Origin of the sequence: Pseudomonas sp. SJZ103 (genome assembly GCF_007828335.1) — a bacterium.
Taxonomy (GTDB): Bacteria; Pseudomonadota; Gammaproteobacteria; order Pseudomonadales; family Pseudomonadaceae; genus Aquipseudomonas.
The window spans coordinates 200,110-220,867 of the sequence record NZ_VIUN01000004.1 but is presented as its reverse complement, the minus strand read 5'-3'; the positions used below and the strand labels follow the sequence as shown (position 1 = coordinate 220,867).

Below are 20,758 nucleotides of genomic sequence, written 5' to 3'. Positions count from 1 at the left end.
CTGTCGCTTGCTAAATATTATTATGGTAATAATATTTAACTCAGGAAAGTCGGAGGCAACGATGAGCGATAAAAAAGCGCAAACCCGCGAACGTATTCTGCAAGCCGCCAGCGCCGCGTTGATCCAGCGTGGTCCAGCCGAGCCTAGCGTGGGTGAAGTCATGGGCGCGGCGGGGCTGACCGTCGGTGGTTTTTACGCGCACTTTGAAAGCAAGGACGCCTTGATGCTGGAGGCCTTCACCCAGCTGTTGGCGCGCCGTCGTGCCGCTATCGACGATATGGACGCACAACTGACGGGAGAAGAGCGCAGAGGCCTGGTGGCGGCATTTTATCTGTCGCGCAAGCATCGCGATTCAACGGTTCAAGCATGCCCGATCCCAGCTACCGTGGGCGAGATGGCGCGGCTGCCGGACGCCTTTCGCGAAGTGCTGAACGAGCATGTGGAACTGATGGTTGCCCAGCTCGCCGCCAGTCCTGAAGACACCGACAAAGCCTTGGCTGATATGGCGTTGATGATCGGTGGACTGGCCTTGGCGCGTGCCCTGGGGCCGGGCGAGCTGTCGGACCGAGTGTTACGTGCGGCCAAGTCGGCTGTGCGCTAAAAGAGGGTGCGAGGATGGGCGCGTTAACCTGGCTTCGTCGCTTCAACGGCACCGTGGGACACCTGGCACCGCAAACCGTGGCCAATAAGATGCGGCGTGTCTTCATGACGCCACGCGACCTGCCGCCGCGTGACTGGGAACTGCCGCTGCTGGCGCAATCGGAACGCATTACCTTGCGTTTCGGCCTGTCCGCCCTGCGCTGGGGTCAAGGCCCTGCGGTGTTGTTGATGCACGGCTGGGAAGGTCGTCCAACCCAGTTCGCCAGCTTGATCACCGCGTTGATAGACAACGGATACTCCGTGATTGCCCTGGACGGCCCCGCCCATGGTCGTTCGCCGGGACGGGAGGCTCACGTGCTGCTGTTCGCCCGGGCCATGCTGGAGGCGGCTGCCGAACTGCCGCCGCTGCACGCTGTGATCGGCCATTCCATGGGCGGTGCCAGTGCGATGCTGGCAGTGCAGTTGGGGCTGCGTACCGAGGCGTTGGTGAGCATCGCCGCCCCGTCACGCTTCCTGGATGTGCTGCGCGGCTTTACCCATATGGTCGGTTTACCGGCGCGTGCACGCTCGGCATTTATCCAGGGGGTGGAGTTGACCTTCGGAATGCCGCTCAAACACCTGGATGTGGCCCATTACCAGATGAATATCCCTGGCCTGATCGTGCACGCCGAAGACGATACCTTCGTTCCGGTCAAGGCGTCTCAAGCCATCCACGAAGCCTGGTTCGACAGCCGCCTGCTGCGCCTGGAGCAGGGCGGGCACCAGAAAGTGCTGGCCGATCCCCGGGTGATCGAGGGCGTGCTGGCGTTGTTGGCGGGGCGCCGTCTACAGGACCGGCAAACCGCCTGATACACTGCCCCCGCCGACATTAATCGACTGGAGCAAGGCATGGGCTGGGATTTGGCAACGCCGTTTATCATCGATCTGCAGGTCGCGCCTGAAGACATCGACGGCCTGGGGCACGCCAATAACGCGGTGTACGTGTCCTGGCTGGAGCGCTGCGCCTGGCGCCACTCCCAGCGCCTGGGGCTGGACCTCACCGAATACCGCCGCCTGGACCGTGCCATGGCGGTGGTGCGCCATGAAATCGATTACCTGGCGGCAGGCTACGAAGGCGACGAGCTGCAGTTGGCCACGTGGATCGTCGATTGGGATCAGCGCCTGAAGATGACCCGCCGTTTCCAGTTGGTACGCCCGCGTGATGGTGCGACCTTGCTGCGGGCGCACACCACCTTTGTCTGCATCGAATTGTCCACCGGCAAGCCCAAGCGCATGCCGGCCGAGTTTCTCGACGGTTATGGCCCCGCCCTGACAGGGGGTTAACGGTTGCCGCGGGAAACCCAGTAAACTGCGCCACGATTTTTGTTGAGTGTTTTCCATGCAAATTGCTTTGGCGCCCATGGAGGGGTTGGTCGACAACATCCTGCGGGACGTGTTGACCCGCGTGGGCGGTATCGACTGGTGCGTGACCGAGTTCATCCGCGTCAACGACCGCCTGCTCACCCCGGCGTATTTCCACAAGCTCGCCCCGGAACTGCTGCACGGCGCCCATACCGCAGCCGGTGTGCCGTTGCGCGTGCAATTGCTCGGTTCCGACCCGGTGTGCCTGGCGGAAAACGCCGCGTTGGCCTGCGAGCTGGGCTCCGAAGTCATCGACCTGAACTTCGGCTGCCCGGCCAAGACCGTCAATAAATCCCGTGGCGGTGCGGTGCTGCTCAAGGAGCCGGAGCTGCTCAATCGGATCGTCGAACACGTGCGTCGTGCCGTGCCTGCCCATATCCCGGTCACCGCCAAGATGCGCCTGGGCTTCGACAGCCCGGATGGCGCGCTGGTGTGTGCCACGGCACTGGCCGAAGGTGGTGCGGCGCATATCGTGGTGCATGCGCGTACCAAGACCGATGGCTACAAACCGCCAGCCCACTGGGAGTGGATTCCGCGTGTACAGGATGTGGTCAAGGTGCCGGTGTTCGCCAATGGCGATATCTGGAGTGTAGAAGACTGGCGGCGCTGTCGGGAGATCAGTGGTGTCGAAGACATCATGCTCGGTCGTGGCTTGGTGGCGCGCCCAGACCTGGCCCGGCAAATCGCCGCCGCACGTGCAGGTGGAGAGGTGGTGGAAATGACCTGGGCTCAACTGCAGCCTATGCTTCAGGGCTTCTGGACCCAGTGCGTGGCGCAGTTGACTGATCGTCAGGCGCCTGGTCGCTTGAAGCAGTGGCTGGCGATGCTAACGCGCAATTACCCGGAAGCGGTGGAACTGTTTACCGCTCTGCGCCGGGAAACCGAATTGGACCACGTCAGTCGTTTATTAGGGATGAGTCCTTTGGGCGCGGCCTGACACTGGAAACTGTCTGCCTGTATTTTAAGCGAATGCTCCTTATCGAAAGATACGGAGCATTTTGCATTTTAAGGTATTTAAACGTTACTGCTGAATCACTCTGTAAGTTCCTGTCATTTTTTTAGCGGGGCGGGCTAGTCGTGCTGATGGTATTCCTGTGCGCGTGAACTAGCACAAACATTGATTTAATGGGGCGGCTAATGATTTCGCTTAATGACATGCGCGGCGGTTTATTAGTGCTTGTGTCTACCGGCAATGCGCGCATGCGGGTTGAATCGCGGATTTCTGGGGATAGCGATGAGGCAAAGTCCGAAAGTTTGGTTTCCTTTCCTTATGTGAACCGCGATTTCTGGAACTTGATGGCGTCAGATTCCACGAATGAAGGGACTGAGATGCAACACTGTTGTTTTCGGCCTCCATAAATCCTGTCGCTGTCCTATGTGCTCATGCTCATGGCGGCGCTGACTAAGGAATATTGATAATGTCTTTCTCGATTAATAATTCGCCTTTTGTGAAGTTTGATGCAACACCCAATGATTCGCAGGTACCAGTACTTTCTAAAACGGGGGGCTCACCCGGTACCGCCACTAATGATTCAAAAGTTATTCCGCCCACTATTCAGCAAGACCTCTCCCGAGGTTCGCAGGGCGAGATGATGATTAGCGCAGGGGCGCTGTCTAAGTTGTTTGACATGCTTGAACAAGTTTTCAGGGCCATGCGGGAAATGGTAACGGGGAAAAATATAACTCCTGACCTGAAGACCAGCTCTGATACGTCGGCCAAGGTTAACTCGGGTACAGACCCTCAGAAAAAAAACAGCACGGACTCAAGCCCGTTGCCGAAGGTGGCGCCGAACGCCGCGGATCAGGCGAAAGTGCAGCCAGACGCCAGCCCGTTGCCGAAAGTGGCGCCGAACGCCGCGAATCAGCCGAAAGTGCAGCCAGACGCCAGCCTGTTGCCGAAAGTGGTGCCGAACGCCGCGGATCAGCCGAAAGTTCAGCCAGACGCCAACCCGTTGCCGAAGGTGGCGCCGAACGCCGCGGATCAGCCGAAAGTTCAGCCAGGCGTAAACCCGTTACCCAAGACCGCGCCAAATGGGGACGATCAGATGAAGGTCAAGATCAAAACGGATGATGGCGTGTTTCAGGTGATACCGCCTAAACCGACCCCTCGTTATCTGCCTCCAGTTCCCCAACCTGGCATCCACGTCACCAACGATGCGAATGCGCAGGTGAAGGTGGAAGTCAATGTCGGCCATTGCCACTGTCCAGATACCAGGGCCGAGCACGACAAAGGCAGGCAAACCACGGTGACACCGCAGCCCAAGCCTGACGCTACGCCGCAAACCACGGTAACGCCGCAGCCCAAGCCCGACGCTACGCCGCAAACCACGGTGACGCCGCAGCCCAAGCCCGACGCTACGCCGCAAACCACGGTGAAACCGCAGCCCAAGCCCGACGCTACGCCGCAAACCACGGTAACGCCGCAACCCAAGCCCGACGCTACACCGCAAACCACGGTGAAACCGCAGCCCAAGCCCGACGCTACGCCGCCAACCACGGTAACGCCGCAGCCCAAGCCCGAGGCTACGCCGCAAACCACGGTGAAACCGCAGCCCAAGCCCGAGGCTACGCCGCAAACCACGGTGAAACCGCAGCCCAAGCTCGAGGACACACCGCAGCCGCCGGTTAACCCAGTCGTGCCAAAGCCTGCACCTGATGTGACTAGCCCGGGCCCAGCCGAATCTCACGCAGATATCAAAGGTTGGAGCTTTATCAATCGTCGCCGCGCAAGGACCTGATGCCTGGCGTCGTATTTCGACCTCTTCGATAAAAACAGCGTTCTCCGGACGTAATCTTCGGAGAATCGCTAAGAATGTAGAGAGACAATCATGTCATGCTACCCAATTAATAATATTGCTCGCACAGTGGATGTGCGTCAGGTGTTGCATAGGGAGTTACCGACCGCTATCAATGAAACTGTGCTGCCTTCCAAGCCGGAAAGTGCTGGCTTTAGAGCAGGCTCCGTATCTACGCCTGTAAGTGTTCGGCCAAATAGCGTTGCGATAGGAGATCACTTAGCTCCGATTGCAAACTTGATCACGTTGTTCAACTCATTAGTCACTCAATTGATTAACCTGGTCTCGGTTAAACCGGATAAGAGTGATCGCGATGTTGCGCCGAAACCGGAAGTCACCCCTCCATTTGTACCTGCACCGATACCTGCACCAATACCTGCACCGGAACCGAGACGAAATGTCCCGGCCCATATTCCGAACTTGTCCGATAAGCGTAATGGCGCCAAGCCCGACAATATCTGGAGTGGCTTCCGCCAAGGGCCGGATGGTAACTGTGTCACGGTATCGGCCATCAAGGCGGCGATGTACAAGTTTGGCCAAAGCCCCACGGATATTTATAAGGAGGTACTTAGAGTCGGCGATGGCTATCGGATAACGATGCGCGATGACTATGTCCTTACCCTGAGCGACCAGGAGTTGCGAATAGGCGCGGCCGGTTCGAAATTCATCGGCCCTGATAAAGGCATGCTCAAGGATGCGCAATTCCTGTTCGCCGTGAGTGCCAAGCGCGCACAACTGGAAAATAACGACGGCCGGGCTCGCCGCAGTTTTCAGGCTGGCGTGAGCAGCTTGAACGATGGTGAGGATGAGCGTGGCCCCGGTGAAGGCTTCGAGCGCTTGGGTTTGAGAAAATACATGAGGACGGTCAGCGTGCGAGACCTCGCCAACGGTCAGTTGGGCATGTGTAACCGATCCCTTCATTCAGTGGCTGTGATCAATGGTCGCGAGGAGTTATACGGGCGACCAGGTGGCGCGCCGACACACGGGCAGGCCATCGCACTGGTTTGAGCGGCGCGTACTTGTTTCCTGGTCAAGGGATGCAGCCAGGGTTTCTGGCTGCATATTTTCCAGCAGTCCTGCTTTAGGAGCAGATCCATGAACGCTTCTGTTGATGGCCGTGGCACCGGCATGGCGATTCGCTTGCCTGAGCACCTTTCAAATATGTCCAGCATGAAGCCCGGCGCGAAAGGGGATGACCCTGTGAGTGCACTTCATGGCGCCGGGCGTCGATTCGGCGAAAACGTTGACTGCAGTACTCACGTGGCCGTTATCAAAATGATGATGATGACCCTCGGCTCGCGTCCCACCGATGTTTTCAACGAAGTAACCCCTGTGGGTGAAGGATATGCCGTCACCATGAAGGATCAACACAGGGTGTATGTGTCCCAGGCAGAGCTTGAGCGGGTCACACAGGCTTCAGGGGTCACGGGGCCGGACCCTGACGTGGTCAGGCATGCCAACTTCATGTTGGCGGCCTTTATAAAGCGCAAGCAAAAGTCGGGTGGTTACTCGACGTTTGAGGCGGCCCTTGCAAAGAGCCTTGAGGGCGAGACAAGCAAGCGTTGTCTGGAGGGAATGGGCGTGTACGGGCTGTCGCGGTGGGTGGCCGCCCGCGACTTGGCTGACAGGAATTCGGCCTGGGTGCGTCAAACCCATGACTTTGGCGCTGAGCTCGTGGTGGGCGGAGCCAATCACAACCACGGCGAAGGCTACGGGTATGTGCTGTTTGATGATCGTCAGACGCCACCGCAGCGTGACGGGGTGCTGGCTCAAGTGTCGGAAAGCATCCGGCATGCCGATATCTGGGGCGGTTTTTATCAAGGCGTGGAGGGCAATTGTGTGACGGTGTCGGCGATCAAGGCGGCCATCACCCGTTTCCCCGAAGGCATCTACACAGCCATCCACAGAACGCCGACCGGCTGCGAAGTGAGCATGCGCGATGGCTTCCGGCTGCGCTTGACCCATGAGGAGCTGAGGCAGGCAACCGCTGCGTCGAACTTCTATGGCAGCGACCCGGTGCTGCTGGACTATGCCAATTTCCTCTACGCCTGCAGCGCCAAGCGGGCGCAGTTGGAGAACAACGATTTCCGGGCGGGGAGAAGCTTTGCGGTGGCCCTGGAAACCCTCAACGATGGCGAATACCCAGGCGAGGCGCTCCAGCGCCTGGGCCTATTCGGTTACATCCGTAACAGCACTATCGAGGAGTTGGTCAACGGTGCAATCGGTACGATTGCAGACGGTTGGCATTCTGTGGCGGTTATCGGTGGGACGCTGGACCTGTATGGGCAAAAGTACAACTTGAACGCGTCGTCCTGGAAGAGCAGAGCGCTCACCGCGTTAAAGCTGGTGTAAGGACTAGCCCAACAACCGCCGAAACCCCTCGATCGGCAGCGGTCGACTGTGCAAATACCCCTGGAACAAATGGCACCCCAGTTTTTGCAGGAACGCGAGTTGTTCCGGGGTTTCCACGCCTTCGGCGATCACCGCCAGGTTCAGGCTGCGGGCCATGGCCACGATGGCGCGGATGATTTCGGCGTCGTTGGGGTCATGGGTCGCGTCGCGTACAAAGGACTGGTCGATCTTCAGCGCATCCACCGGCAGGCGCTTGAGGTATGTCAGCGATGAGTAGCCGGTACCGAAGTCATCCATGGCAAAACTGACGCCGAGCTTTTTCAGGCGGCGCATCTTGGCCACGGTGTCGTCCAGGTTTTGAATCACGATGCCTTCGGTGATTTCCAGTTTCAGCAGGTTGCAGGGCAGTTGATGCCGCTTGAGGCTGCGCTCCACCCGTTCCACAAAGTCGTTCTGGCGAAACTGCCGGGGGCTGATGTTCACGCACAAGCTGAAATTCAGCGGGTCCACCAAACCGTCAGCAATAAGTTGTGCAAAGGCGGCGCAGGCCTCGTCGAGGATCCAGGTACCCACTTCGAGGATCAGGCCGCTGTCTTCCAGGACCTTGATAAATTCGGACGGCGACTGCGCGCCCAGCTGCGGATGTTGCCAACGCACCAGGGCCTCGGCGCCGACGATCTTGTTGCCTCGCGCATCCACCTGGGGTTGGTAATGCACGCTGAACTCGCCGCGTGACAGGGCCAGTCGCAGGTCGGTTTCCATGCGCAGGCGCTCGCTGGCAGCTTTTTGCATGCTGTTGTGGAACATCTGCGTGGTATTGCGCCCCGAATCCTTGGCTCGGTACAGGGCGATGTCCGCGCGCTTGAGCAGGTCCGCCGGGGTCGTGCCATGGTCAGGAATCAACGCCACGCCGATGCTCGGGGTGACCTGCAGGCGATGGCCGTCGAGGAACATCGGCTCCGAAAGCAGTTCGCGCAGGGTATCGGCCAGTTCCTGCACCTGGGCGCTGACTTGCGTGCGCGTGCCGTCCAGGCCGCTGAGCAGTACCACGAACTCATCGCCGCCCAGGCGTGCCACCGTGTCCTCCAGGCGCACACTGGCCTCCAGGCGCGCGGTGACGATTTTCAAAACAGTGTCGCCCACCGGGTGGCCGAGGGAGTCGTTGATGTGCTTGAAATGGTCGAGGTCAAGAAACAGCAATGCGCCGCGCAGGTTATGGCGCTTGAGCAAGGCAATCTGCTGGCTCAGTCGATCCATCAGCAGTGCACGGTTAGGCAGGTTGGTCAGCGGGTCGTGATACGCCAGGTGACGGATCTGCGCCTGGGCGTTTTTCAGCAGGCTCACGTCCCGTGCGGTCAGCAGCAGGCACGGGGTTTCATTGAGGGTGATCGGCTCGACCGACACTTCAACCGCCAATACGTCGCCGCGCTTGTTGTGCCAGAGCATTTCCAGGTGAGGGATACGCCCCTTGATCTGCAATTCGGCCAATAAGGCCGCACGCTGGTTTTCATCGGCCCAGATGCCGATCTGGTACAGCGTCAGGCCGATGGCTTCTTCGGCGCGATAGCCGGTGAGGCGGCAGAAGCCGTCGTTGACCTCGACATAACGGCCGGTATCGCGTTCGGTGATGGAGATGGCGTCGGGGCTGGAATGGAAGGCCTTGGCGAACTTCTCTTCGCTGGCCTTCAGCGCGGCCTCAGAGCGTTGTTGCTGGGTGATGTCGCGCAACGTGGTGACGATGCACGGCTGGTCGCCCACCTTGATCAAGCGGCTGGAAATCATGCAGGTCAGGGGGTGGCCGTTCTTGTGATGCACCACGACGGCTACATTGCTCAGTGTCTGATCGCGAATGACCTGTTCGATACGTTGCAGGCGTTTGCTTGATTCGTCCCACAGGCCAATCTGCTCGGCGCTCTTGTCGATCACCTCGGCCGCTGTCCAGCCAAAGGTCTGGGTAAAGGCGGGGTTGATCTCGATGAACGCGCCGCTGTCCAGGCCGGTGACGCAGATGGGATCAGGGCTGGCCTGGAACAGGCTGGCGAATTTTTCTTCCGAGGCGGTCAGGCGTTGTTCGCGCTCCACTTGGTCGGTGATGTCCAGCAGGGTGCCGGCCATGCGCAACGGCGCCCCTTGTTCGCCGCGGTAGAGGCGGGCGCGGCTTTCCAGGTAGCGCGAGCTGCCGTCTTCCAGTTGTACGCGGTAAGTCAGTTGATAATTGCCGGCCGGGCCTTCGCGCAGGGTGCGATAAGCGTTGCGCATGTTCTCGCGCTCTTGCTTGGGCATGCCCTCGAAAAAAGCTTCGAACGATTCATGGAAGGATTCGGGCGGCAGGCCGTGCAGTTGCGCGGCGCGGGCCGAACCGTAGAGCATACCGGTGGGAATATGCCAGTCCCAGGTGCCCAGTTGCGCCGAGTCCAGGGCCAGGTCCAGGCGCTCCTGGCTGTCCTTGAGAGCGCTTTCGGCGTTTTTGCGCTCGGTGGTGTCGAGAAAGGTGCTGATCAAGTAGGCCTCTCCCTCCAGCTCGACCTTTTGTGCACTGAGGGTGCCATCGTGGATCTGGCCGTTGCTGGCGCAGAACTGCACTTCCATGGTGATGGGTTCGCCTTTGCGCTGGGTGGCCTGGACCAGCTGCGCGCGTTGTTCGGGGTGGCACCACAGGCCTAGGTCCAGGGTGGTGCGGCCAATGGCATCAGCCACCGGCCAGCCGAAGAGCATCTCGAAATACTGGTTGGCTTCGCTGATCAGGCCGTCGCGCTGACGGGTCAACAACACCATATTCGGGCACAGGTGAAACAGCGTGGCGAAGCGTTTTTCCGAATGGCTGAGGGCGTGCTCCCGCTCGCGTTGGCGAGTGGTCTCGCGGATCACGCCGATCATGCGGCGCCGGCCGGCCTTGTCCGGTGCCAGGCTGCCATTGATTTCCAGCCAGTGATGCGTACCGTCCGGCCATTGAATTCGATGGTGCATGGCCTGCTCGAACGGCTCGCCGGCCAGCACTGCATGAAAGGCGCGTACCACCCGGGAGCGATCCGACGGCGCCAGCAGGTCGAGGTAATCCAGGTCCTTGGGCAGCGGTTGGCGTGGGTCGAAGCCGAACAGCGCCTGGGTGCCCCGTGACCAGCTGATACGGCCCGTGTCGATTTCCCAGCACCACGCGCCCAGCCGGGCAGCATTCAGGGCTGCCAGCAGTTGCGGGGCACTCTCCCAGCTTTGTTCCGCCTGTTGAGGGTCCAGGGCGTAAATGCGGGGCAGGGGAGGTAGAGGGTCGACAGGGTTGCGCATTATCAAAGGGCCTTGGCTCAATGGGCAAACAGCGCGGTTTTATTCACAACCTGGGGCCGCACAGCGTCATACCGGTATCACTGGCAGATCCACCTGTGCATCCAACAGGCTCATGAACGCCCGCGCAGCGTTCGACAGCGTCCTTTCGGTGTGCACGATATAGCCTAGCTGGCGACTGAGTTGTATGCCCGGCAAAGCGATACTCGCCACCTGATCGTCCAGCATGGTGCGCGGCAAGACGCTCCAGGCCAGGCCGATCGAAACCATCATCTTGATGGTTTCCAGATAGTTAGTGCTCATCGCGATGTTCGGCGTAAGGCCCTGGGCCTCGAACAGTCGGCTGACAATATGATGGGTAAAGGTATTACCGCCAGGGAAAACCGCCGGGTGGCCGGCAATATCGGTCAGGCTGACGTCGCGGTTGCCGGTGAGGCTGTGCTCCGGCGCCACCACGAAATCCAGCGGGTCGTCCCACACCGGAGTAGCGCGTACCAGGTGATGGGGGGCGGGCGCCAGGGTGATCACCGCCACTTCGGCGCGGCCGTGGAGGATTTCTTCGTAGGCCACTTCCGAATCGAGAAACTGAATATCCAAGGCCACGTTCGGGTATTCCCGGGTGAAGGTACGCAGGATCGGTGGCAAACGATGCAGGCCGATATGGTGGCTGGTGGCTAAAGTGAGGCGGCCGCTGACTTCTCCGGTGAGATTGGTGAGGGCGCGGCGGGTGTCGTCCAGCACGTTAAGGATCTGATAAGCGCGCGGCAGCAGGGCCCGACCGGCTTCGGTCAAGCCGACTTCACGGCCCAGGCGATCAAACAGTCGCACCTTCAATTGCTGTTCCAGGCCGGCGATGCGCTTGCTGATGGCCGGTTGGGTCAGGTACAGGCGTTCACCGGCGCCGGAGAAACTGCCGGTCTCGGCGATGGCAATAAAGGCATTGAGGTTGGCCAGGTCCATGGTGGTATTCCAGTTGGTAATCCAAAGCATAAAAAATATGAATTTGAGTTATTTAATGTAGCGCCATACCATCAGCCTCACAAGCCAAAGGGTTATTGAAAAGCCCGGCGCATAGAAATACCGCTGATGAGGACCGACTGATGGCCGGCAAAACGCTTTACGACAAGCTTTGGGATTCCCATGAAGTGAAACGGCGCGACGATGGCTCGTCGCTGATCTATATCGACCGTCACATCATCCATGAAGTGACCTCGCCACAAGCGTTCGAAGGCCTGCGCCTGGCCGGGCGCAAGCCTTGGCGCGTCGACTCGATCATCGCCACCCCGGACCACAACGTGCCGACCACTCCGGAGCGCAAGGGCGGGATTGATGCCATTGTCGACACCGTGTCGCGTTTGCAGGTCCAGACTCTCGACGACTACTGCGACGAATATGGCATCACTGAGTTCAAGATGAATGACGTGCGTCAAGGCATCGTGCATGTCATCGGCCCGGAGCAGGGCGCCACCTTGCCGGGCATGACCGTCGTCTGCGGCGACTCCCACACCTCCACCCACGGCGCGTTCGGCGCCCTGGCCCACGGCATCGGCACCTCGGAGGTGGAGCATGTGTTCGCCACCCAGTGCCTGGTCGCCAAGAAAATGAAGAACATGCTGGTGCGCGTCGAAGGCCAATTGCCGTTTGGCGTGACCGCCAAGGACATCGTGCTCGCCGTGATCGGCAAGATCGGCACCGCCGGCGGTAACGGCCATGCCATCGAGTTCGCCGGCAGTGCCATTCGCGACCTGTCCATCGAAGGCCGCATGACCATCTGCAACATGTCCATCGAGGCCGGTGCCCGCGTGGGCATGGTGGCGGCGGACGAGAAAACCGTTGAATACGTCAAAGGCCGTCCTTTCGCCCCGGCGGGCGCCGATTGGGACGCGGCGGTTGAAGCCTGGAAAGACCTGGTGTCCGACGCCGATGCGGTGTTTGACACCGTGGTTGAACTCGACGCTGCCCAGATCAAGCCGCAAGTCAGCTGGGGCACTTCGCCGGAAATGGTCCTGGCCGTCGACCAGAACGTGCCGGACCCGGCGCAGGAAGCCGACCTGGTCAAGCGCGGTTCCATCGAGCGCGCCTTGAAGTACATGGGCTTGAAGGCCAACCAGGCGATCACCGACATCCAGTTGGATCGTGTGTTTATCGGCTCCTGCACCAACTCGCGGATCGAAGACCTGCGCGCTGCGGCGGTGATAGCCAAAGGCCGCAAAGTTGCCTCGACCATCAAGCAGGCCATCGTGGTCCCGGGCTCAGGCCTGGTTAAAGCCCAGGCTGAAGCCGAAGGCCTGGACAAGATCTTCCTCGAAGCCGGTTTTGAATGGCGTGAGCCGGGCTGCTCAATGTGCCTTGCGATGAACCCGGACCGCCTGGAGTCGGGCGAGCATTGCGCGTCGACCTCCAACCGTAACTTCGAGGGGCGTCAGGGCGCCGGTGGCCGTACCCACCTGGTGAGCCCGGCCATGGCCGCCGCCGCTGCCGTCAACGGTCGTTTCATCGACGTTCGCGAATTGATCTGAGGAAAACCCGATGAGAGCTTTTACCCAACACACCGGTTTGGTCGCGCCGTTGGACCGTGCCAACGTCGACACCGACCAGATCATCCCCAAGCAGTTCCTGAAGTCGATCAAGCGCACCGGTTTCGGCCCCAACCTGTTCGACGAGTGGCGCTACCTGGACGTGGGCTACGCCTACCAGGACAACTCCAAGCGCCCGCTGAACAAGGACTTTGTGCTCAACGCCGAGCGCTACCAAGGCGCCAGCGTGTTGCTGGCCCGGGAAAACTTCGGTTGCGGTTCCAGCCGCGAGCACGCGCCGTGGGCCCTGGAAGAATATGGCTTTCGCAGCATCATCGCGCCGAGCTATGCCGACATCTTCTTTAACAACAGCTTCAAGAACGGCCTGTTGCCGATCATCTTGAGCGATGCGGAAGTGGATGAGCTGTTCAAGGCGGTGGAAGCCGATGTGGGTTACCAACTGACCATCGACCTGGCCGCGCAAACCGTGACCCGTCCGGACGGCAAGGTGTACCACTTTGAAGTGGACGCCTTCCGCAAGCACTGCCTGATCAACGGCCTGGACGATATCGGCCTGACCTTGCAGGACGGCGATGCGATTGCCGCGTTTGAAGCCAGGCACCGGGCGAGCCAGCCCTGGTTGTTTCGTGACGCCTAAATCGATGTAGGCAGGACCGCCGCTATCGGGGGCAAGCCCCCTCTCACAGGGGGAACGCATTCCAAATGTGGGAGGGGGCTTGCCCCCGATGAGGCCAGTGTTAACAACACACACCCAGGGGAAACACCATGACCAGCACCGCCCACACCCAAGTCGTGCAAAAACAATTCGGCGAACAGGCGTCTGCCTACCTGAGCAGTGCCGTGCACGCCCAAGGCACCGAATTCGCGCTGCTTCAGGCTGAACTGGCCGGGCAGGGCTCTGCGCGACTGCTGGACCTGGGCTGCGGTGCCGGCCATGTGAGTTTCCATGTGGCGCCGCTGGTCAAGGAAGTGGTGGCCTACGACCTGTCCGAGCAGATGCTCGACGTGGTTGCTGCCGCCGCCAAGGATCGTGGCTTGGGCAACATCACCACCGTGCACGGCGCCGCCGAGCGCCTGCCGTTCGCCGATGGCGAATTCGACTTCGTGTTCAGCCGTTATTCGGCGCACCATTGGAGCGACCTCGGCCTGGCCCTGCGCGAAGTGCGCCGGGTGCTCAAGCCGGGCGGCGTGGCGGCGTTTGTGGATGTCTTGTCACCGGGCAGCCCGCTGTTGGACACTTACCTGCAAACCGTCGAAGTGCTGCGCGATACCAGCCACGTGCGCGATTATTCCGCCGGGGAGTGGATGCAACAGCTCAGCGAGTCCGGTCTGCACGTGCGCACTAGCAGCCGCCAACGCTTGCGCCTGGAATACACCTCCTGGGTCGAGCGCATGCGCACGCCAGAGGTATTGCGCGCTGCAATCCTTGAGCTGCAGAAGGCCATGGGCCAGGAAGTGCGCGATTATTACGAAATTCAGGCCGACGGCACTTTCAGCACCGACGTACTGGTGGTCTTCGCCGAACGCTGATCGATTTTTCCCGACCTGCCCACGGGCGGGTCGCTTGATGAAATGAGGAACGCATGAGCAAGCAGATTCTGATTCTCCCTGGCGACGGTATTGGTCCGGAAATCATGGCCGAAGCGGTCAAGGTGCTGGAACTGGCCAACTCCAAGTACAGCCTGGGCTTCGAGCTGAGCCACGACGTGATCGGCGGCGCGGCCATCGACAAGCACGGCGTGCCCCTGGCCGATGAAACCCTGGACCGCGCCCGTGCGGCCGATGCCGTGCTGCTCGGCGCCGTGGGTGGCCCGAAATGGGACAAGATCGAACGTGACATCCGCCCTGAGCGCGGCCTGCTGAAAATCCGTGCGCAGTTGGGCCTGTTCGGCAACCTGCGCCCGGCGATCCTCTACCCGCAACTGGCCGACGCGTCGAGCCTCAAGCCGGAAGTGGTCGCGGGCCTGGACATCCTGATCGTGCGTGAACTGACCGGCGGTATCTACTTCGGCTCGCCACGCGGCGTGCGTGAGCTGGAGAATGGTGAGCGCCAGGCCTACGACACCCTGCCGTACAGCGAGAGTGAAATCCGCCGTATCGCCCGCGTCGGTTTCGACATGGCCCGTGTGCGTGGCAAGAAGGTCTGCTCGGTGGACAAGGCCAACGTCCTGGCCTCCAGCCAACTGTGGCGCGAAATCGTCGAAGAGGTGGCCAAGGACTACCCGGACGTCGAACTGAGCCACATGTACGTCGACAATGCCGCCATGCAACTGGTACGTGCGCCGAAGCAGTTCGACGTGATCGTCACCGACAACCTGTTCGGCGACATCCTGTCCGACCAGGCCTCGATGCTCACCGGTTCCATCGGCATGCTGCCGTCGGCGTCCCTGGATACCAATAACAAGGGCATGTACGAGCCTTGCCACGGCTCGGCGCCGGACATCGCGGGCCAGGGCATTGCCAACCCGCTGGCGACCATCCTGTCGGTCTCGATGATGCTGCGTTACAGCTTTAACCTGAGCGACGCTGCGGACGCGATCGAGAAAGCCGTGAGCCTGGTGCTGGACCAGGGCTTGCGCACCGGCGACATCTGGTCGCAGGGTTGCACCAAGGTGGGTACGCAAGAAATGGGCGACGCAGTAGTCGCCGCGCTGCGGAATCTGTAATCTCTCGGGCCCGCTTGCAGTTGTTGCTGCAAGGCGGCCCACTTTTTAACAAGGTGTAGTTGCGATGAAACGTGTAGGTCTGATCGGTTGGCGCGGTATGGTCGGTTCCGTGCTCATGCAGCGGATGCTGGAAGAGCAGGATTTCGATCTTATTGAGCCGGTGTTTTTCACCACTTCGAATGTAGGTGGCCAAGGGCCGTCCGTGGGCAAGGATATTGCGCCGCTCAAGGACGCCTACAGCATTGAAGAGCTGAAAACCCTCGACGTGATCCTGACCTGCCAGGGTGGCGACTACACCAGCGAAGTCTTCCCCAAGCTGCGTGAAGCCGGCTGGCAGGGTTACTGGATCGACGCCGCCTCGAGCCTGCGCATGCAGGACGACGCCGTCATCATCCTCGATCCGGTCAACCGCAAGGTCATCGACCAGCAACTGGATGCCGGCACCAAGAATTATGTGGGCGGCAACTGCACCGTCAGCCTGATGCTGATGGGCCTGGGTGGCCTGTTCGAAGCCGGCCTGGTCGAGTGGATGAGCGCCATGACCTACCAGGCGGCGTCCGGTGCCGGCGCGCAGAACATGCGTGAGCTGATCAAGCAGATGGGCGCGACCCACGCCGCTGTCGCCGATCAACTGGCCGATCCGGCCAGCGCGATCCTCGACATCGACCGCCGTGTGGCCGAAGCCATGCGCAGCGATGCCTACCCGACCGAGAACTTCGGTGTGCCATTGGCCGGCAGCCTGATTCCGTGGATCGACAAAGAGCTGCCGAACGGCCAGAGCCGCGAAGAGTGGAAGGCCCAGGCCGAGACCAACAAAATCCTCGGCCGGTTCAAGAGCCCGATCCCGGTGGATGGCATCTGCGTGCGCATCGGCGCCATGCGCTGCCACAGCCAGGCGCTGACCATCAAGCTGAACAAAGACGTGCCGATCGCCGATATCGAAGGGCTGATCAGCCAGCACAACCCCTGGGTCAAGCTGGTGCCGAACAACCGCGACATCAGCATGCAGGAGCTGAGCCCGACCAAGGTCACCGGCACCCTGAATGTACCGGTGGGCCGTCTGCGCAAGCTGAACATGGGCACCCAGTACCTGGGCGCGTTCACCGTCGGCGATCAACTGCTGTGGGGCGCGGCCGAGCCGCTGCGTCGCATGCTGCGGATTCTGCTGGAGCGTTGATCGCGTAAGGCGATAAGAGAAACCCGCGTTCTGGTGACAGGCGCGGGTTTTTTATTGTTCTTTCGGGCGCTATCGGCCACTCGATCAGCCCCAGGCTAATTGCCTCCCCCCCAGCCACCCGGTAAAGTGCCGCTCCCCCCGCCATGCCCGAGGTAGCCCCCCATGACCCAGACCTTTGAAATTGCCGTGATCGGTGCCACTGGTACGGTCGGCGAAACCCTGGTGCAGATTCTCGAAGAGCTGGAATTCCCGGTGGGCACCCTGTACCTGCTGGCGGGCAGTAACTCTGCTGGCGCCTCGGTGCCGTTTCGCGGCAAGAACGTACGGGTCAAGGAGGTCGACGAATTCGATTTCAGCAAGGCGCAATTGGCCTTCTTCGCCGCAGGCCCGGCGGTCACCCTGAGCTTCGCGCCGCGTGCCACGGCGGCGGGTTGCGCGGTGATCGACTTGTCGGGAGCCTTGCCCGCCGAGCAGGCGCCTCAGGTGGTGCCGGAAGCCAATGCCCACGTCCTTGAGGGGTTGAAAAAGCCGTTCCAGCTAGGCAGCCCGAGCCCGTCCGCCACTAACCTGGCGGTGGTGCTGGCGCCGTTGCGCGGCTTGCTGGACATCCGGCGTGTCGCCGTCACTGCCAGCCTGGCGGTGTCTGCCCAAGGCCGCGAAGCCGTCAGCGAATTGGCACGTCAGACCGCCGAGCTCCTGAACGTGCGCCCCCTGGAACCGAAGTTCTTTGACCGGCAAATGGCCTTCAACCTGTTGGCACAAGTCGGCACGCCAGACGCCCAGGGTCATACCGCCTTGGAAAAACGCCTGGTTCACGAACTGCGCGCAGTCCTGGAATTACCTTTGCTAAAGATTTCCGCAACGTGCGTTCAAGCCCCGGTGTTTTTTGGCGATAGCCTGACTGTGTCACTGCAGTTGGGCGCGGCGGTCGATCTCGCCGCCGTCAACCGGGCATTGGAGGCCGCGCCGGGTATCGAACTGGTAGAAGAAGGTGATTACCCTACAGCCGTGGGCGACGCAGTGGGCCAGGATGTGGTTTATGTAGGCCGGGTGCGCGCGGGGGTGGATGACCCGGCTGAACTAAATCTGTGGCTGACGTCAGATAACGTACGCAAGGGCGCAGCCCTTAACGCCGTGCAACTGGCGCAGTTGTTGATAAAACGCCTTGCGTAAAAGATACTTGGCGGCAATTTGTAGATTGATTCTAACCAGGCGCTATGCTTGGCCCCAAGCAGGAACAATTGCGCGTCGGTGACCTATCGGCTCGCCATGCCTTATGGCAAGCGGTTACCAACCTTCTCGCAGGCCGGGGAGTGTTCAAACAAAGGATGAGGCTATGGTTCAAGTTCGCAAACTGGTGTTAGCAATAGCGGCCGCCTCGGCGCTGTCCTCCGGTATGGCGCAGGCGCTGCAGCTGGGGGAGATGACCCTAAAGTCGACGTTGAACCAGCCGTTGTCGGTGGAAATCGAATTGCTCGATGTCGGTGGCCTCACGGCGTCCGAGATCACCCCGAGCCTGGCCTCATCCCAAGCGTTCGTGGACGCGGGCGTCGATCGCCGGGCGTTTCTCGATGACCTGACGTTTACCCCGGTCATCAATCCCAGTGGTCGCAGCGTGGTGCGCGTCACCTCCAGCAAGCCGCTGCCGGATTCCTACGTACGTTTCCTGCTGCAGGTGCAATGGCCCAATGGCCGCCTGATGCGCGACTACAGCGTGTTGCTCGACCCGAGCAAGTTTGACCAGCCCGCTTCGAGTGCCGCAGCACCTGCTCCGCGCTTGGGAGCGCCTGCCAATGCTGCGCCCGCTGTGAGCAAGCCGGTTCAGCACACCACCACCTCCCGCGACACCCTGTGGGAAATTGCGCAGAAGCACCGCAATGGCGGCTCGGTGCAGCAGACCATGCTGGCCATTCAGGCACTCAACCCCGGCGCCTTTATCGATGGCAATATCAACCGCCTGAAAACCGGCCAGGTGCTGCGCCTGCCGGACACCGTACAAAGCACTGCGTTACCGCAACCTCAAGCAATCGCCGAAGTGACGGCGCAAAATGCCGCCTGGCGCCAGGGTCGGCGCGCGGCTGCCAATCAGGTAGCCGGCAAGCAGCAACTGGACGCCACCAAGCGCGCCCAGGCCGGCAATGCGCCGTCGACCACCAATGCCAAGGACAACCTGAGCCTGGTCTCGGCTGAAGCGGCCAAGAAGGGCGGCAAAGGCAAGGCCGGTGACAGCCAGGTCCTGAGCGACAAGCTGGCGATGACCCAGGAGCAACTGGACACCACTCGCCGCGATAACGAAGAACTCAAGAGCCGTGCGGCAGATTTGCAAAGTCAGTTGGATAAACTGCAAAAGTTGATTCAACTGAAAAACGATCAACTGGCCCGTTTGCAGGCAGACAAAGGCGACCCGGCGGTACCGGCGACGGCAGCGATGCCCGCACAGCTGACAAGCGACCCGGCCGCCACGCCGACAGCACCCGCTGCACAGGCCGCCGCGCCAACGCCAACCCCGGCTGCGTCGGCACCTGAGGCGGCTAAACCAGCCGCCGCACCTGATACCACCGAAGGCAAGTTCAATGATCTGCTGACCAACCCGGTTGTCCTCAGTGTGATCGGTGGCGCGGCTGGCCTGGTGGTGTTGCTGCTCCTGCTGCTGTGGGCGCGCCATCGCAACGCCCGCCGTGAAGAGGAAAAGCACTTGCGCATGGCGCGGGCGCTGGCTGAAGAGCCGGAATTTACCTCGAACATCGAACAGGACCTGCCGTCGGACAGTTTCGAAGGCCTCGAAGTGCCGCCGCCGAACGTCAAGCTGGCAGCCGCTCCGGCCCCTGCTCAAGTGGTTGCGCCAGCGGTGGCGGTTCCGACGGTTGCCTCCGTGCTCGCACCGCTGGCCGCTGCCGTGGCCCCGCAAAACGCCAACGATGCCCTGGCGCAAGCCCAGTCCCATATCGACCGTGGTCATTTGAACCAGGCCGCCGATGTGCTGGAACAAGCGATCAAGCACGAGCCCAAGCGCAGCGACCTGCGGTTGAAGCTGATGGAAGTCTACGGCCTGCAAAGCGACAAGGACGGTTTCGTCACCCAGGAGCGTCAACTGGTGGCCACTGGTGAGAACCATGCCCAGGTCGAGCAGCTCAAGTCGCGCTTTCCTGCTATGGCCGTATTGGCCGCGGGCGTCAGTGCCGCAGTTGCCGCGGCCGCGCTTGATGCTCAGTACGTCAAGGAGTTGCTGGAAGACAAGCCGGCGGCCCCGGCCACCGAGCCCGGCGCACTCGACACCGATTTCGATTTGAGCCTGGATGACCTGGAAGCGGCTTCCCCGGCCAACCTGGACGACGAGCAGACGTTTGCCGCGCTCCTGGAGCAGCAATCGGCGCCCAAGGCCGGCGAGGAAAACCTGTCGGACTTTGACCTCGACCTGCAACTGAATGCCCCGGCGTCCGAGCAATCCGACGACGACTTCCTTTCCGGTCTTGAGGATCAGATGAAGGATGCGCCGGCGGTCGAGCCGCCGACGCTGACCCCGTCGGCGCCGGATGACTTCGATTTGCCGGAGGATTTCGACCTGTCCCTGGCGGACGAACCAGACGCAGTCGCCAAGCCTGATGCCTTCGCTTCGGAACTGGACGATGTCAACGCCGAACTCGATCGCCTGTCCCAGAGTCTGGAAAATCCGCCCATCGAACCTTCTTTTACCGCTGAAGACGCAGCGTTGGGCGATGATGAGCCGGAGTTCGACTTCCTGTCCGGCACGAATGAAGTCGCCACCAAGCTCGACCTCGCCCAAGCCTATATCGACATGGGGGATGCCGACGGCGCGCGGGACATTCTCTCCGAAGTGCTCACTGAAGGTGATGAGGCGCAGCGCGGCGAGGCCAAGGAAATGCTCGGCAAAATCTGAGGGGCGATGCAGGTCCAGTGTGGGAGGGATCAATCCCTAACAAAAGCGCACGC

Annotated in this window: 16 protein-coding genes; 14 read left to right on the top strand and 2 right to left on the bottom strand. The window is 61.0% G+C overall.

Annotated features, from left to right (window positions below):
- Window positions 1–61: 61 nt before the first annotated feature.
- The 7 genes from FBY10_RS11885 to FBY10_RS11855 all read left to right on the top strand — a co-directional run bounded on the left by FBY10_RS11885 (window position 62) and on the right by FBY10_RS11855 (window position 7,148).
- Complete coding sequence (locus FBY10_RS11885; RefSeq protein ID WP_131699741.1) at window positions 62–601, top strand: TetR/AcrR family transcriptional regulator; 540 nt, start codon at window positions 62–64, stop codon at window positions 599–601.
- A 14-nt stretch (window positions 602–615) separates the two neighbouring features.
- Complete coding sequence (locus FBY10_RS11880) at window positions 616–1,449, top strand: alpha/beta hydrolase (RefSeq protein WP_131699740.1); 834 nt, start codon at window positions 616–618, stop codon at window positions 1,447–1,449.
- Window positions 1,450–1,488: 39 nt separating this feature from the next.
- Window positions 1,489–1,923 carry a thioesterase family protein gene (locus FBY10_RS11875; protein WP_042571801.1) on the top strand — a complete coding sequence of 145 codons (435 nt, stop codon included), beginning with the start codon at window positions 1,489–1,491 and terminating at the stop codon, window positions 1,921–1,923.
- A gap of 55 nt (window positions 1,924–1,978) precedes the next feature.
- Window positions 1,979–2,938 carry a tRNA-dihydrouridine synthase gene (locus tag FBY10_RS11870; protein WP_131699739.1) on the top strand — a complete coding sequence of 320 codons (960 nt, stop codon included), beginning with the start codon at window positions 1,979–1,981 and terminating at the stop codon, window positions 2,936–2,938.
- A 481-nt stretch (window positions 2,939–3,419) separates the two neighbouring features.
- On the top strand, window positions 3,420–4,739 hold the full coding sequence (locus tag FBY10_RS11865; RefSeq protein WP_145622921.1) for a hypothetical protein: 1,320 nt from the start codon (window positions 3,420–3,422) through the stop codon (window positions 4,737–4,739).
- A 294-nt stretch (window positions 4,740–5,033) separates the two neighbouring features.
- A complete protein-coding gene (locus FBY10_RS11860) occupies window positions 5,034–5,804 on the top strand; it encodes a hypothetical protein (RefSeq protein WP_371920973.1) in 771 nt (256 codons plus the stop codon).
- Window positions 5,805–5,891: 87 nt separating this feature from the next.
- Complete coding sequence (locus tag FBY10_RS11855) at window positions 5,892–7,148, top strand: hypothetical protein (RefSeq protein ID WP_145336310.1); 1,257 nt, start codon at window positions 5,892–5,894, stop codon at window positions 7,146–7,148.
- Between the two features lie 3 nt (window positions 7,149–7,151).
- Here the strand turns inward: FBY10_RS11855 and FBY10_RS11850 are convergent, their stop codons facing one another.
- Window positions 7,152–10,430 (bottom strand): EAL domain-containing protein, encoded by a 3,279-nt coding sequence (locus FBY10_RS11850; protein ID WP_145336308.1) that lies wholly within the window; start codon window positions 10,428–10,430, stop codon window positions 7,152–7,154.
- Between the two features lie 66 nt (window positions 10,431–10,496).
- The gene (locus tag FBY10_RS11845; RefSeq protein ID WP_145336306.1) at window positions 10,497–11,387 is read right to left on the bottom strand and encodes a LysR family transcriptional regulator; all 891 of its coding nucleotides are present in this window, start codon (window positions 11,385–11,387) and stop codon (window positions 10,497–10,499) included.
- Window positions 11,388–11,527: 140 nt separating this feature from the next.
- On the opposite strand from FBY10_RS11845, the gene leuC reads away from it, so the two are divergent.
- The 7 genes from leuC to FBY10_RS11810 all read left to right on the top strand — a co-directional run bounded on the left by leuC (window position 11,528) and on the right by FBY10_RS11810 (window position 20,705).
- Window positions 11,528–12,946, top strand: a complete 1,419-nt coding sequence (gene leuC, locus FBY10_RS11840) for a 3-isopropylmalate dehydratase large subunit (RefSeq protein WP_090406677.1) — start codon at window positions 11,528–11,530, stop codon at window positions 12,944–12,946.
- Window positions 12,947–12,956: 10 nt separating this feature from the next.
- On the top strand, window positions 12,957–13,601 hold the full coding sequence (gene leuD, locus FBY10_RS11835; protein WP_090406674.1) for a 3-isopropylmalate dehydratase small subunit: 645 nt from the start codon (window positions 12,957–12,959) through the stop codon (window positions 13,599–13,601).
- Between the two features lie 128 nt (window positions 13,602–13,729).
- Entirely contained in the window at window positions 13,730–14,494 is a 765-nt protein-coding gene (locus FBY10_RS11830; protein ID WP_131700513.1) for a class I SAM-dependent methyltransferase, read from the top strand.
- A gap of 53 nt (window positions 14,495–14,547) precedes the next feature.
- Complete coding sequence (gene leuB, locus FBY10_RS11825) at window positions 14,548–15,630, top strand: 3-isopropylmalate dehydrogenase (RefSeq protein ID WP_017530190.1); 1,083 nt, start codon at window positions 14,548–14,550, stop codon at window positions 15,628–15,630.
- 64 nt (window positions 15,631–15,694) lie between these two features.
- The gene (asd, locus tag FBY10_RS11820) at window positions 15,695–16,807 is read left to right on the top strand and encodes an aspartate-semialdehyde dehydrogenase (RefSeq protein ID WP_027604071.1); all 1,113 of its coding nucleotides are present in this window, start codon (window positions 15,695–15,697) and stop codon (window positions 16,805–16,807) included.
- Window positions 16,808–16,969: 162 nt separating this feature from the next.
- Window positions 16,970–17,980 (top strand): aspartate-semialdehyde dehydrogenase, encoded by a 1,011-nt coding sequence (locus tag FBY10_RS11815; RefSeq protein ID WP_145336303.1) that lies wholly within the window; start codon window positions 16,970–16,972, stop codon window positions 17,978–17,980.
- 163 nt (window positions 17,981–18,143) lie between these two features.
- Window positions 18,144–20,705 carry a FimV/HubP family polar landmark protein gene (locus FBY10_RS11810; RefSeq protein ID WP_131700516.1) on the top strand — a complete coding sequence of 854 codons (2,562 nt, stop codon included), beginning with the start codon at window positions 18,144–18,146 and terminating at the stop codon, window positions 20,703–20,705.
- The last annotated feature ends 53 nt before the right edge of the window (window positions 20,706–20,758 follow it).